Annotated in this window: 15 protein-coding genes and 1 pseudogene; 10 read left to right on the forward strand and 6 right to left on the reverse strand. The window is 65.7% G+C overall.

Features of this window, described 5'->3' with window-relative positions; genetic code table 11:
* Positions 1-161 precede the first annotated feature (161 nt).
* The 3 genes from EG885_RS19930 (at position 162) to EG885_RS19940 (ending at position 3,318) form a co-directional block, all read left to right on the forward strand.
* A complete protein-coding gene (locus EG885_RS19930) occupies positions 162-1,346 on the forward strand; it encodes a KpsE/RkpR family capsule polysaccharide export protein (RefSeq protein WP_242679765.1) in 1,185 nt (394 codons plus the stop codon).
* A complete protein-coding gene (locus EG885_RS19935; protein ID WP_131578134.1) occupies positions 1,343-2,011 on the forward strand; it encodes an ABC transporter ATP-binding protein in 669 nt (222 codons plus the stop codon). The genes EG885_RS19930 and EG885_RS19935 overlap by 4 nt, the downstream gene beginning before the upstream one ends.
* A gap of 131 nt (positions 2,012-2,142) precedes the next feature.
* A complete protein-coding gene (locus EG885_RS19940) occupies positions 2,143-3,318 on the forward strand; it encodes an NAD-dependent epimerase/dehydratase family protein (RefSeq protein WP_131578136.1) in 1,176 nt (391 codons plus the stop codon).
* A gap of 83 nt (positions 3,319-3,401) precedes the next feature.
* Here the strand turns inward: EG885_RS19940 and EG885_RS19945 are convergent, their stop codons facing one another.
* Complete coding sequence (locus EG885_RS19945) at positions 3,402-3,785, reverse strand: DUF2147 domain-containing protein (protein ID WP_131578138.1); 384 nt, start codon at positions 3,783-3,785, stop codon at positions 3,402-3,404.
* A gap of 141 nt (positions 3,786-3,926) precedes the next feature.
* Between EG885_RS19945 and hisA the strand changes: the two genes are divergently transcribed.
* The 6 genes and pseudogenes from hisA (at position 3,927) to aat (ending at position 8,540) form a co-directional block, all read left to right on the forward strand.
* Entirely contained in the window at positions 3,927-4,643 is a 717-nt protein-coding gene (gene hisA / locus EG885_RS19950) for a 1-(5-phosphoribosyl)-5-[(5-phosphoribosylamino)methylideneamino]imidazole-4-carboxamide isomerase (protein ID WP_131578141.1), read from the forward strand.
* A 146-nt stretch (positions 4,644-4,789) separates the two neighbouring features.
* Positions 4,790-5,551 carry an imidazole glycerol phosphate synthase subunit HisF gene (hisF, locus tag EG885_RS19955; protein WP_131578144.1) on the forward strand — a complete coding sequence of 254 codons (762 nt, stop codon included), beginning with the start codon at positions 4,790-4,792 and terminating at the stop codon, positions 5,549-5,551.
* A pseudogene (locus tag EG885_RS19960) lies at positions 5,548-5,853 on the forward strand (phosphoribosyl-ATP diphosphatase); the annotation flags it as partial. The gene hisF and the pseudogene EG885_RS19960, both read left to right, overlap by 4 nt.
* A gap of 196 nt (positions 5,854-6,049) precedes the next feature.
* Positions 6,050-6,556 (forward strand): acetyl-CoA carboxylase biotin carboxyl carrier protein, encoded by a 507-nt coding sequence (gene accB / locus EG885_RS19965; protein ID WP_131578150.1) that lies wholly within the window; start codon positions 6,050-6,052, stop codon positions 6,554-6,556.
* 4 nt (positions 6,557-6,560) lie between these two features.
* On the forward strand, positions 6,561-7,907 hold the full coding sequence (accC, locus tag EG885_RS19970) for an acetyl-CoA carboxylase biotin carboxylase subunit (RefSeq protein WP_131578153.1): 1,347 nt from the start codon (positions 6,561-6,563) through the stop codon (positions 7,905-7,907).
* 3 nt (positions 7,908-7,910) lie between these two features.
* Positions 7,911-8,540: a leucyl/phenylalanyl-tRNA--protein transferase gene (gene aat, locus EG885_RS19975; protein WP_131578156.1), complete on the forward strand. Its 630-nt coding sequence runs from the start codon at positions 7,911-7,913 to the stop codon at positions 8,538-8,540.
* On the opposite strand, the gene EG885_RS19980 is transcribed toward aat, so the two are convergent.
* From EG885_RS19980 to EG885_RS20000, 5 genes are all read right to left on the reverse strand, one after another.
* Positions 8,507-8,857: a DUF2155 domain-containing protein gene (locus EG885_RS19980; RefSeq protein ID WP_341352776.1), complete on the reverse strand. Its 351-nt coding sequence runs from the start codon at positions 8,855-8,857 to the stop codon at positions 8,507-8,509. The genes aat and EG885_RS19980 overlap by 34 nt on opposite strands.
* Entirely contained in the window at positions 8,854-9,348 is a 495-nt protein-coding gene (gene mlaD / locus EG885_RS19985; protein WP_131578159.1) for an outer membrane lipid asymmetry maintenance protein MlaD, read from the reverse strand. Before mlaD ends, EG885_RS19980 begins: the two co-directional genes overlap by 4 nt.
* Before the next feature lies 1 nt (position 9,349).
* A complete protein-coding gene (locus EG885_RS19990; protein ID WP_131578162.1) occupies positions 9,350-9,724 on the reverse strand; it encodes an NADH:ubiquinone oxidoreductase subunit NDUFA12 in 375 nt (124 codons plus the stop codon).
* A 93-nt stretch (positions 9,725-9,817) separates the two neighbouring features.
* Positions 9,818-11,083, reverse strand: coding sequence for an ATP-dependent Clp protease ATP-binding subunit ClpX (gene clpX / locus EG885_RS19995; protein ID WP_131578165.1), 1,266 nt, complete (start codon positions 11,081-11,083; stop codon positions 9,818-9,820).
* A gap of 158 nt (positions 11,084-11,241) precedes the next feature.
* The gene (locus EG885_RS20000) at positions 11,242-11,874 is read right to left on the reverse strand and encodes an ATP-dependent Clp protease proteolytic subunit (protein ID WP_131578167.1); all 633 of its coding nucleotides are present in this window, start codon (positions 11,872-11,874) and stop codon (positions 11,242-11,244) included.
* 157 nt (positions 11,875-12,031) lie between these two features.
* Here EG885_RS20000 and pth point away from each other — a divergent pair.
* On the forward strand, positions 12,032-12,581 hold a 550-nt coding region (gene pth / locus EG885_RS20005), incomplete at its 3' end, for an aminoacyl-tRNA hydrolase (RefSeq protein ID WP_131578169.1).

The following is a 12,581-nucleotide window of genomic DNA, read 5'->3' on the forward strand; positions in this document are numbered from 1 at the left end:
CCCGCCCGGCAGGCACCGCAATGCCCGCACGCCCGCCAGCCGCTGGCGCAGGGGCGGCAGCCGCTGGCGCACGCCCGGCAGGTGCGCCGGCAGGTGCCGGTGGCGCCAGACCGGGTCCGGGTGGTGCCGGTCCGGGTGGCTCAGGTCCGGGCGGTCCCGGCATGCGCCCGCAGGTTCCCAACCCGCAGATGCAGGCCCGGATCGAGGCGGCCATGCAGCAACCCGTCCTGCCCCCGGCCAGCCCGGCCCGGCTGAAACGGCGCCATTACGGCATGGCCATCAGCTTTGTTCTGGTGGTGATCATTCCGGTCCTGCTGAGCGCGTTCTATATCTATACCCGGGCGTCGGATCAGTTCGCCTCTTATGTCGGCTTTTCGGTGCGCAGCGAATCGGCCGCCAGCCCGACGGATGTGCTGGGGGGCCTCGGCTCTCTGGTGGGGGTGACGTCCAGCTCGACCAGCGACACCGACATCCTGTACAAGTTCATCCAAAGCCGCGATCTGGTCGAACGGGTCAACGCCCGCATGGACCTGCGCGAGGTCTGGTCCAAGGCCGAGAACGATCCGATCTTTGCCTATCGTGGCACGGAATCGCTGGAATCGCTGGTCGATGAATGGGAACGCAAGGTCCGCATCCATTACGACAGCGGCATGATCGACCTGCGCATTCTGGCTTTCGAGCCGCAGGACGCGCAGAACATCGCCAATGCCATCCTGGAAGAGGGCGGCATCCTGATCAACCAGCTGAACGACATCGCCCGCGAGGATGCCCTGCGCTATGCCCGGGTCGAGCTGGAGCGGTCGCAGGACATTCTGCGCCAGGCCCGTCAGGCCGTGACCGAGTTCCGCAACCGCTATCAGCTGGTCGATCCGGTGGCCGATGTGCAAAGCCAGATCGGCGTCGTGACATCGCTGCAGCAGCAGCTGGCCGAACAGCTGGTGGCCCTTGGCCTGCTGCAGGCCAATGCCCAGCCCGCCGATCCGCGCATCAGCCAGACCGAGCTGCGCATCGCCGTCATTCGCGAACAGATCGATGCCGAACGCCAGAAGTTCGGCAGCGAAGGCGAGGGCATCGCCCTGTCCGATGTCGTCGGCCAATACGAAATTCTGGCCGCCGACCGCCAGTTCGCCGAGGCCAGCTATACCACCGCGCTGGCCAGCTATGAGGCAGCGCGGGCCGAGGCGGTGCGCCAGTCGCGCTATCTGGCCCCCTATATCCGCCCCACCCTGGCGCAAGAGGCCGAGTTTCCCGAACGCGAAAAGCTGTTGTTGATGTTGGCCGGCTTCCTGATCGTGTTCTGGGTGATCGGCAGCCTGATCTTTTACAGCCTGCGCGACCGGCGATGATCCATCTGCAGAACCTGTCGAAAAGCTACAAGCTGAACGGCAAGCTGAAGGTGGTGGCCGACGATATCACCGCCACCTTTCCCACCGGCGTGTCGGTCGCGCTGCTGGGCCGCAACGGGGCGGGCAAATCCTCGCTGCTGCGGATGATCTCGGGGGCGATGCTGCCCTCGTCTGGCAAGATCCTGTCGACCGGCACGATCAGCTGGCCGGTGGGCTTTGCCGGGTCCTTCAACGGAGAGCTGACGGGCGAACAGAACTGCCGCTTTGTCGCCCGCGTCTATGGCGTCGATACCGACGAACTGCTGGATTTCGTCGAGGATTTCGCCGAGCTGGGCGACCATTTCAAGCTGCCGATCCGGACCTATTCCTCGGGGATGCGGTCGCGGCTGGCCTTCGGGCTGTCGATGGCGGTGCCCTTCGACACCTATCTGGTGGACGAGGTCTCGGCGGTGGGCGACGCCGCCTTCCGGTTCAAATCGAACCGCGTCTTCAACGAACGCATGGCCAGTTCCGGCGCCATCGTGGTGGCCCATTCCATGGCCATGCTGCGAGAGACCTGCCATGCGGGCGCGGTTCTGGAAGGCGGCAAGCTGACCTTTTACGCCGATCTGGAACAGGCGATCGCCACCCATATGGGCAATATGCGCCGCACCATGGCCGGCTGAGAACCGCCTGTTTCATGACGCTTGCATGTCGGCGCACAGCCTGAGGCTGGCAGGATGCCCGTGATCGCGATATTGATCCGAATGACCTGAGCAGTTCCGCCCAAGGCGTCCTCATCTCGGATAGGCATCGCATGAAGATCATCGTTCTGGGCGGAGACGGCTTTTGCGGCTGGCCCACGGCCCTGCACCTTTCCGCCCGCGGCCACGACATAGTGATCGTGGACAACCTGTCGCGTCGCAAGATCGATATCGAGCTGGAGGTCACCTCGCTGACCCCGATCCGTCCCCTTGGCACGCGCGTCCGCGCATGGGCCGACCTGACCGGCCTCCAGATCCGCACCGTCGATCTGACCGTGGGTCAGGATTACGACCGCCTTCTGGCGCTTCTGGCCCAGGAACGCCCCGACGCGGTGATCCATTTCGCCGAACAGCGCGCCGCGCCCTATTCGATGAAATCGGCGCGCCACAAACGCTATACCGTCAACAACAACCTGAATGCGACGAACGACATTCTGGCCGCCATCGTGGATTCGGGGCAGGACATCCATCTGGTCCATCTGGGCACGATGGGCGTCTATGGCTATGGCACGGCGGGCATGAAGATCCCCGAGGGCTACTTGGACGTGACGGTCGATACTGCCAACGGCCCCCATCGCCAGCAGATCCTGTACCCGGTCAATCCGGGCAGCATCTATCACATGACCAAGACCCAGGATCAGCTGTTCTTCTTTTACTACAACAAGAACGACCGGCTGCGGATCACCGACCTGCATCAGGGCATTGTCTGGGGCACCCAGACCGAGGAAACGCGGCTGGACGAACGGCTGATCAACCGCTTCGACTATGACGGCGATTACGGCACGGTGCTGAACCGCTTTCTGATGCAGGCGGCTATCGGCTATCCGATGACGGTGCATGGGACGGGCGGGCAGACCCGGGCCTTCATCCACATTCAGGACACTTGCCGCTGCATCGAACTGGCCGTGGCGAACCCGCCCAAGCGGGGCGAGCGGGTGCGGATCCTGAACCAGATGACCGAAACGCATCGCGTCCGCGATCTGGCGCAGATGATCGCCGCCCGCACCGGGGCCCAGATCGCCTTTCAGAAGAACCCCCGCATCGAGGCGGATGAGAACGACCTGCATGTGGTCAATGACGGATTTCTGGGGCTGGGCCTGCAGCCGATCCGGCTGGCCGACGGGCTGCTGGCCGAGGTCGAACAGATCGCGCGCAAATACGCGGCGCGCTGCGACCGCGACAAGATCCCCTGCGTCTCGCAATGGCGCCCGGCCGAGGCTGCGGAATAAGACGGGGGCGGGCTGCCCCCGGTCCCAGTCCTGCCCCCGGCCCTGCCCGCAGCCCCGCCCGCTGTCCCGCCCCCAGTCGGCGTCTACTGCACCCGCACCCAGGTCTGGCTGCTGCACAACAGCCCGCCCGCGATGCAGCCCGACAGGCTCATCCGGTCGCCCGCAACGGCGGCCTTTCCGGCATAGACCTTGTCGTTGGACGGCCGCCAGACCCGGCCCGCATAAGCGCCGCCCCCCTGCGGAGCCATGTCGATGACGATCTGCCGCCCCAGATTGGGTGAGGCATAGTCCGCCCCGTCCCGAAACGTGCGGGAAATCGTGCCGCAATAGGCCCCGCCACAGGGCGCCACCATGACATGGGCAAAGGCCCCCTCATCGGGCTGGGTCTGCCAAAGCCCCTCGATCGGGTCGGCCAAAGCCGCCCCCGCCACCAGAACAAATCCGGCGGCCAATATGATGTGACGCATCGTCGCTCCTCCTCAGGATGGCGGCAGAATGCGCGCAGGCCGCCCGCCCTCGCAAGCATGACGTCAGGTCCGCCCCTTGCCGATCCCGCCCGCGCCATGCCAAAGACGATCCAACCCCAAAAGACAGACCGGAGCCGCGCCATGATCCTTTACCCCGCCATCGACCTCAAGGACGGCAATTGCGTGCGCCTGCTGCGCGGCGACATGGATGCGGCCACCGTCTTCGGCACCGATCCGGCAGCGCAGGCCCGCGCCTTTCAGGATGCGGGCGCCGAATGGCTGCATCTGGTCGATCTGAACGGCGCCTTCGAAGGCAAGCCTGTGAATGCCGCCGCGGTCGAGGCGATCCTGGCCGCCACCACCATCCCCACCCAGTTGGGCGGCGGCATCCGCGACATGGCCACGATCGAGGCTTGGCTGGATCGCGGCCTGACCCGGGTGATCCTGGGCACCGTGGCGGTCGAGAATCCCGATCTGGTCCGCGACGCGGCCATGGCCTTTCCGGGCCGCATCGCGGTCGGCATCGACGCGCGCAAGGGCCGCGTGGCGACCCGGGGCTGGGCCACGGAAACCGATATCGACGCCACCGATCTGGCACGCCGGTTTCAGGACGCCGGCGTCGCCGCGATCATCTATACCGATATCGACCGCGACGGCGCCATGGGCGGCCCCAACATCCCCGCGACCGAGGCGCTGGCCCGCGCCGTCACCATCCCGGTCATCGCCTCGGGCGGCGTCTCCTCGCTGGCCGACCTGCAGGCCTTGGCCGACACCCAGATCATCGCCGGGGCCATCTCGGGCCGCGCCCTCTATGACGGCGCCCTCGACATCAAGGCCGCCCTCAAAGCCCTCGCCTGAGGCCCATCTTCTTCACGAAAATATCCCGGGGGGAATCGCGCCCTTCGCGCGATGGGGGGCTGGCCCCCCGCATGACCCCCTCTGGCCTCGCTACGCGCGTTGCGCTAGACCCTTGCCACGACAGCCCCAGCCAAAGGCGCATCCCGATGCTCAAGACCCGCATCATCCCCTGCCTCGACGTCGCCGATGGCCGCGTGGTCAAGGGTGTCAACTTCGTCGATCTGATCGACGCGGGCGATCCGGTTCAGGCCGCGCGCGCCTATGACGCCGCCGGCGCGGACGAGATCTGCTTTCTCGACATCCACGCCACCCATGAAAACCGCGGCACCATGTTCGATCTGGTGACGCGCACGGCAGAACAATGCTTCGTGCCGCTGACCGTGGGCGGCGGTGTGCGCAGCCATCTGGACGTGCGCGCGCTGCTGCTGGCGGGCGCCGACAAGGTCAGCTTCAACTCCGCCGCCGTGGCTGATCCCGATGTTGTGGCCGCCGCCGCCGACCGTTTCGGCAGCCAGTGCATCGTGGTGGCCATCGACGCCAAGACCGTGGCACCGGGCCGATGGGAAATCTTCACCCATGGCGGGCGAAAGGCCACCGGCATCGACGCCGTCGAATTCGCCCGCACGGTCGAAGCCAAAGGCGCCGGAGAGATCCTGTTGACCTCGATGGATCGCGACGGCACCCGCTCGGGCTTTAACCTGCCGCTGACGCGCGCCATCGCTGACGCCGTCAACGTGCCGGTGATCGCCTCGGGAGGGGTCGGCACGCTGGACCATCTGGTCGAGGGCGTGACCGAAGGCCATGCCAGCGCCGTGCTGGCCGCCAGCATCTTTCATTTCGGCACCCATACCATCGCCGAGGCCAAGGCCCATATGGCCGCCGCAGGCATCCCCATGAGGCTGACATGACCCCCCTGCACCGCCTTGCCGCCACGATCGAAGACCGCAGATCGGCCGATCCCGACAGCAGCTGGACCGCCCGCCTGCTGGCCAAGGGCCCGGAAAAATGCGCCGAAAAGTTCGGCGAAGAGGCTGTCGAGGCGATCATCGAGGCCGTCAAGGGCGACCGCGACCGCCTGACCAGCGAGGCGGCGGACGTGATGTTTCACCTGCTGGTGATGCTGGCCGCCCGCGACGTGACGCTGGATCAGGTCGAGGCGGAGCTGGCGCGCCGCGAAGGCGTGTCGGGCCTGACAGAACGGGCCGCGCGCGCGGACGGTCGCGCGGACTGGGGCGGGGACCAGCAGGGGCAGGGACAAAACGACGGGCAAGGCAGCTGACCGCCCGGTTCGGCGCAATTCGACCCCCGATGCGCCGGAACCCTTCCCCTTGCACCCTCACAAGGGCTATAAGCCCGGCAATCGCCGCGCCAGGACGCGGCCCGACCAGACAATGGCAGAGGACGGCATGAGCAACGATTCCAACCATGAGAAGCATCACGAAGGCGACGTGGCCTTCATCCGGTCGCTGGCCCAGTTGCTGAATTCCAGCGAGCTGTCCGAGATTCAGGTCAAACGGGAATATGGCGAACATGACCGCCTGACGGTCAGCCTGTCCAAGCAGGGCAAGCAGGTCGTCTATGCGCAGGCGCCCCAGCAACAGCAGGCCGCCGCCCCCCAGCCCGCCGCCTCGACCGCGTTGACGGTGCCCGCCGCCGCTTCGGCCGATCCGGCCAGCCTGCCCGGCGTGGTCACCTCGCCCATGGTCGGCACCGCCTATCTGTCGGCGGAACCCGGCGCTGCGGCTTTTGTGACCGTCGGTCAGACCGTGGCCGAAGGCGACACGCTGATGATCGTCGAGGCGATGAAGACCATGAACCACATCCCCGCCCCGCGCGCGGGCACGGTCAAGCGCATCCTGATCGATGACGGCATTCCGGTCGAATTCGGCACGCCCCTGATGATCGTCGAGTAAGCCCATGTTCGACAAGATCCTTATCGCCAACCGGGGCGAGATCGCGCTGCGCGTGATCCGGGCCTGCCGCGAGATGGGCATCGCCTCGGTCGCGGTCCATTCCACCGCCGACACGGATGCGATGCATGTGCGCATGGCCGACGAATCGGTCTGCATCGGCCCGCCTTCCTCCGCGCTCAGCTATCTGTCGATGCCCGCGCTGATTTCCGCCTGCGAGATCACCGGCGCGCAGGCCATCCATCCCGGCTATGGTTTCCTGTCCGAAAACGCCGGTTTCGTGCAGATGCTGGAAGATCACGACATCACCTTCATCGGCCCGCGCGCGGAACATATCCGCATCATGGGCGACAAGATCACCGCCAAGGACACGATGAGGGCGCTTGGCGTGCCGTGCGTGCCCGGCAGCGAGGGTGGCGTGAACGACGTGGACGAGGCCAAGGCGGTCGCCGCTGAAATCGGCTATCCGGTCATCATCAAGGCCACCGCAGGCGGCGGTGGACGCGGCATGAAGGTCGCGCTGGATGAAAGCGGCCTCGAGGTCGCCTTCCGCACCGCCCGGTCCGAGGCCAAGGCCGCCTTCGGCAATCCCGATGTCTATCTGGAAAAATACCTGCAGCGCCCCCGCCATATCGAGATTCAGGTCTTTGGCGACGGCAAGGGCCGCGCGGTTCATCTGGGCGAACGCGACTGTTCGCTGCAGCGCCGCCATCAGAAAGTGCTGGAAGAGGCGCCCGGCCCGGCGATCACGCAGGAACAGCGCGATCGCATCGGCAAGGTCTGCGCCGATGCCGTGGCCAAGATCGGCTATTCCGGCGCCGGCACGATCGAATTCCTGTTCGAGGACGGCGAATTCTATTTCATCGAGATGAACACCCGCCTGCAGGTCGAACATCCGGTGACCGAGGCGATCTTTGGCGTCGACCTCGTGCGCCAGCAGATCCGCGTCGCGGCGGGCCTGCCGATGGAGTTCCATCAGGAAGATCTGGTCATCAACGGCCATTCGATCGAGGTCAGGATCAACGCCGAAAAAGTGCCGGGCTTTTCGCCCTGCCCCGGCCGCATCACCCAGTATCACGCCCCGGGTGGCCTTGGCGTGCGGATGGATTCGGCGCTGTATCAGGGCTATGCGATCCCGCCGTATTACGACAGCCTGATCGGCAAGCTGATCGTGCATGGCCGCGACCGTGACGAGGCTCTGGCCCGCCTGTCGCGCGCCCTGGGCGAGTTGATCGTGGACGGCGTGGACACCACCGTGCCGCTGTTCCGCGACCTTCTGGCCGAGCCGGACATCCAGTCGGGCAATTACTCCATCCATTGGCTGGAGCGCTGGCTGGCGGCGCATTACGCCTGACGGATGCTGACCCCCGCGCAACTGCTGAGCGGCTATGCGCGAGGCGTCTTTCCCATGGCGGAAAGCGCCGATGATGACCGCCTGCACTGGTTCGACCCGCCCCGGCGCGGGATCCTTCCGGTGGGCGGCGTTCATGCCGCCCGCTCGCTCTGCCGCGATCTGCGGCGGGGCGGGTGGTCGGCGCATCTGGACGGCGATTTCGACGCAGTGGTTGCCGCCTGCGCGGATCGCGAGGCGACGTGGATCAACGCCCCGCTGGCCGGGCTGTACCGCGACCTGCACGCCTTGGGCCATGCCCATGCTTTCGAGATCCGCCATGACGGCGCCTTTGCCGGCGGCATGTTCGGGATCACCTTGGGGGCGGCGTTTTTCGGGGAATCGATGGTGTCGGCCCGGCGCAACGGATCGCGCATGGCGCTGATCTGGGCCTCGGATCATCTGGCGCGCTGCGGGTTCACGCTGTTCGACACGCAGTTTCTGACGCCGCATCTGGCCAGCATGGGAGGGGTCGAAATTACCCGCGCCTCTTATCGCGCCCGCCTGTCAGCGGCGCTGCGGCGCCCTGCGGATATGGGCGCCCATCCGCTGCCGACATCGGATCAGCTTTGGCAGGCCATCACCCAGACATCATAGCGCGCATCGTCCAGCGCCGACAGCGCCGGAGAGCTGGCGATCATCCAGCCGCTGAACACCGTCGCATTCTGGCGCAGATCGGTGATTGTCAGCTGAGCGAAGGCATCCGAGCTGGGGTCGCCCGCCGGATAGCGGCATTCACCCAAGCGGATCTCCAACCGGCCATAGCGCTGCGCCTCGCCCACCTGCAGCGGCAGGTCGGTGGTACGCCCCGACACCTTGTCCAACCCCCGCAGCATGGCGCCGGGTGCCCGGACCGTGTCCTGCGCCGCCGCCGGGCTGGCCAGCAGCAGCGCCAGAAGCGCGGCGCGGATCACGGCGCGGTTCCGTCTTGGGACGGGGCATCATCGCCCGACTGGCTGTCCACGAATTTCAGCATCAGCTGCAACAGGCTGACGGCGCCCTGCACATCCTCGATCTCGTCGCCCGGCGCCAGATCATCGGGACTGCCGCCCGGCTGCAGCTGGATATAGGCGCCACCCAGCAGGCCGTCCGACTGGATCAGCGCGGCGCTGTCGGTGGGCAGGATGATATCATTGGGGATCGTCAGGGTAGCATCGGCCATATAGGTCTGCGGGTTCAGGCGAATGTCGCTGACCCGCCCGATCCGCACGCCCGCCAGCCGAACCTCGGTCCCCACTGCGACGCCGTCCACATCGGGAAACGAGGCCGTGACTTCGTATCCCGCGCCGCCGCCCCATTGCCCCTGCGCGGCCCATATCAGAAAGCCTGCGGCGACCGCCAGAACGACGCCGCCCGCGATCAGTTCGGCCCGCGCCTCGGCGCGGTGGAACCCGGTCGCGGACATATTATTCAGGACGCCACGCGTCATAGTCGCTGCGCTGCGCGGGTTGGGCGCGATACAGAGAGCCTGCGGGGACATAGGCGTCAGCCGTGCCGGTCTGGTTCGCCTTGTGCGGGCGTTCCCAATCCCTGCGCGGCAGCGCTAGCTCGGTCGGCGGCTCGTTCCAGGTGTGGTGCAGCCAGCCATGCCATTCCGGCGTAATCTGACTGGCCTCGGATTCGGCCTTATAGATCACCCACCGCCGCTTGCCATCCTTGGTCTTGTAAAACATGTTGCCCGCAGCATCCTCGCCGACCTTGAGGCCGTGGCGCCATGTCCAGAACTGGGTGTTGAGCGTCTGGCTGTTCCACCAGGTCAGAAAGCGCAGCAGAAACGACATCGACGGGCCCCTTATCGACAGGATTGTTGCCGGGATATGCCCCGGATCGGTGCCAAGGTCCAGCCTTCGAACCGATCCGGGGCCCTTGGCCGGTTACCCGGCCGAGGCGCTTTCCTTCTTGGCGTCGGTGTGGATCAGCAGCGGCTTGGCAGCCGAGGATTCGACCGCGTCCTCGTTCACCACGACCTCTTCGACGCTGTCCAGACCGGGCAGTTCGAACATCGTGTCCAGCAGGATCTCTTCCATGATCGAACGCAGGCCGCGGGCACCGGTCTTGCGCTTGATCGCGCGCTTGGCGATGGCGGTCAGCGCATCTTCCGTAAAGGTCAGCTGCACGCCTTCCAGATCGAACAGACGCTGGTACTGCTTGACCAAGGCATTCTTTGGCTTGGTCAGGATGATGATCAGCGCTTCCTCGTCCAGATCGGTCAGGGTCGCGATGACCGGCAGACGGCCCACGAATTCCGGGATCAGGCCGAATTTCAGCAGATCTTCGGGCTCCAGTTCCTTGAACAGCTCGCCCACGCCCTTGTCATTGGCTTCCTTGACCGAGGCGCCAAAGCCCATCGCCGTGCCCTTGTTGCGCTGCGAGATGATCCGGTCCAGACCCGCGAACGCACCGCCGCAGATGAACAGGATGTTCGTCGTGTCCACCTGCAGGAATTCCTGCTGGGGATGCTTGCGACCACCCTGCGGCGGCACCGAAGCGACGGTGCCTTCCATGATCTTCAACAGCGCCTGCTGCACGCCCTCGCCCGATACGTCGCGGGTGATCGAGGGGTTGTCGGATTTGCGGGTGATCTTGTCGACCTCGTCGATATAGACGATGCCGCGCTGCGCCCGTTCGACGTTGTATTCCGACGATTGCAGCAGCTTGAGGATGATGTTTTCGACATCCTCGCCGACATAACCCGCCTCGGTCAGCGTGGTCGCATCGGCCATGGTGAAGGGCACGTCCAGGATCCGCGCCAGCGTCTGCGCCAGCAGCGTCTTGCCGCAGCCGGTGGGGCCGATCAGCAGGATGTTGGATTTCGCCAGTTCGATATCGGTCTTGGACCCGTGGTTCAGGCGCTTGTAGTGATTATGCACCGCGACCGACAGGACGCGTTTGGCATGTTCCTGACCGATGACGTAATCGTCCAGCACGCCGCAGATCTCGCGCGGGGTGGGTACACCGTCGCCCGATTTCAGGCCGCTGGATTTCGTCTCCTCGCGGATGATGTCCATGCACAGCTCGACGCATTCGTCGCAGATGAACACGGTCGGCCCCGCGATCAGCTTGCGGACCTCGTGCTGGCTCTTGCCGCAGAAGCTGCAATAGAGCGTGTTCTTGCTGTCACTGCCGGACTGGTTCGCCATCGTCCACTTCCTTCACTGCCGCCACGCGGGGCCGCGCTGCGGGCGGCGGCGGTCCCTGACCGCGCGCCGCATCTTCGGTTTCCTGCGCCGGATCGGCCGCCGCAGGTCATTCGTTCCATGTTACGGGCCAGCCCGGCCCGTCACAATCCCCAAGAAGGCTATTTCTTCTCGGGGACGGCCTTGCCGCGCGGGGCGACGACCTCGTCGATCAGGCCGAAATCCTTGGCCTCGTCCGGGGACATGAAGCGGTCACGCTCCAGCGCCTCTTCGACCTCGGACAGGGTGCGGCCGGTATGGGTGACATAGATGTCGTTCAGCCGGCGCTTCAGCTTTTCGGTCTCACGGGCGTGGATCAGGATGTCGGTCGCCTGACCCTGGAACCCGCCCGAGGGCTGATGGACCATCACCCGGCTGTTGGGCAGCGAATAGCGCAGCCCCGGTTCGCCCGCCGCCAGCAGCAGCGACCCCATCGAGGCCGCCTGCCCCACCACCAGCGTGGACACGCGGGGGCGGATATACTGCATCGTGTCATAGATCGACAGGCCCGAGGTCACGACACCGCCGGGGCTGTTGATATACATGCTGATATCCTTGGACGGGTTCTCCGCCTCGAGGAACAGAAGCTGCGCGCAGATCAGCGTGGACATGCCGTCATGGACCGGCCCCGAGACGAAGATGATCCGTTCCTTGAGCAGCCGCGAGAAGATGTCATAGGCCCGTTCCCCGCGAGAGGTCTGTTCGACCACCATGGGCACCAGGTTGTTCATGTAGAATTCTGCCGGATCGCTCATCTTCTGTCCTTGCCTGTTCGTCCCAGAGTTCCCGCGATTCGTCCGGGTCTGAATCCCTGTCTTAGCCGCGATAGGTTGACAGAGTCTTAGTAACCGGCAAGGTCAGCCGCAAGGGATGGATCGAAAAACGACCCTTTGAGGCAGGCAGGAGGCCATCGTGAAGCTGATCGTGGGGCTGGGCAATCCCGGTGCGAAATATGCGTCAAATCGTCACAATATCGGGTTCATGGCGCTGGACCGGATCGCGGCCGATCACGGCTTTGCGCCCTGGCGGCCCCGGTTTCAGGGGCTGACCGCCGAGGGGCGGCTTGGCGATGTCCGCGTGACCCTGCTGAAACCGCAGACCTTCATGAACCTGTCGGGTCAGGCGGTCGGAGAGGCGGTGCGCTATCTCAAGCTGAGCCCGGCGGATGTGACCGTGCTGCATGACGAGCTGGATCTGGCGCCCGGCAAGGCGCGGGTCAAGCAGGGCGGCGGGCATGCGGGGCATAACGGGCTGCGGTCAATTCATCAGCATCTGGGCCCGGATTATGGGCGGGTGCGCCTTGGGATCGGGCATCCGGGGCACAAGGACAAGGTGGCGCCCTATGTGCTGTCAGATTTCGCCAAGGCCGATCAGGACTGGCTGGACGATCTGATCCGGGGGATCTCGGACGGGGCGGCGTGGCTGGCTGCGGGCGACGGGGGGCGGTTCCAGAATGCGGTGG

Origin of the sequence: Paracoccus nototheniae (assembly GCF_004335005.1) — a bacterium.
Lineage (GTDB): Bacteria > Pseudomonadota > Alphaproteobacteria > Rhodobacterales > Rhodobacteraceae > Paracoccus > Paracoccus nototheniae.

What these genes read in the sequence shown, in the direction of transcription:
- accB (WP_131578150.1), top strand. Translation starts at nt 6,050, where the DNA reads ATGAGCAACGATTCCAACCATGAGAAGCATCACGAAGGCGACGTGGCC.
- hisF (WP_131578144.1), top strand. Translation starts at nt 4,790, where the DNA reads ATGCTCAAGACCCGCATCATCCCCTGCCTCGACGTCGCCGATGGCCGC.
- EG885_RS19930 (WP_242679765.1), top strand. Translation starts at nt 162, where the DNA reads ATGCGCCCGCAGGTTCCCAACCCGCAGATGCAGGCCCGGATCGAGGCG.
- EG885_RS19935 (WP_131578134.1), top strand. Translation starts at nt 1,343, where the DNA reads ATGATCCATCTGCAGAACCTGTCGAAAAGCTACAAGCTGAACGGCAAG.
- EG885_RS19940 (WP_131578136.1), top strand. Translation starts at nt 2,143, where the DNA reads ATGAAGATCATCGTTCTGGGCGGAGACGGCTTTTGCGGCTGGCCCACG.
- EG885_RS19990 (WP_131578162.1), bottom strand. Translation starts at nt 9,724, where the DNA reads ATGTCGTTTCTGCTGCGCTTTCTGACCTGGTGGAACAGCCAGACGCTC.
- EG885_RS19945 (WP_131578138.1), bottom strand. Translation starts at nt 3,785, where the DNA reads ATGCGTCACATCATATTGGCCGCCGGATTTGTTCTGGTGGCGGGGGCG.
- mlaD (WP_131578159.1), bottom strand. Translation starts at nt 9,348, where the DNA reads ATGTCCGCGACCGGGTTCCACCGCGCCGAGGCGCGGGCCGAACTGATC.
- clpX (WP_131578165.1), bottom strand. Translation starts at nt 11,083, where the DNA reads ATGGCGAACCAGTCCGGCAGTGACAGCAAGAACACGCTCTATTGCAGC.
- EG885_RS20000 (WP_131578167.1), bottom strand. Translation starts at nt 11,874, where the DNA reads ATGAGCGATCCGGCAGAATTCTACATGAACAACCTGGTGCCCATGGTG.
- accC (WP_131578153.1), top strand. Translation starts at nt 6,561, where the DNA reads ATGTTCGACAAGATCCTTATCGCCAACCGGGGCGAGATCGCGCTGCGC.
- hisA (WP_131578141.1), top strand. Translation starts at nt 3,927, where the DNA reads ATGATCCTTTACCCCGCCATCGACCTCAAGGACGGCAATTGCGTGCGC.
- aat (WP_131578156.1), top strand. Translation starts at nt 7,911, where the DNA reads ATGCTGACCCCCGCGCAACTGCTGAGCGGCTATGCGCGAGGCGTCTTT.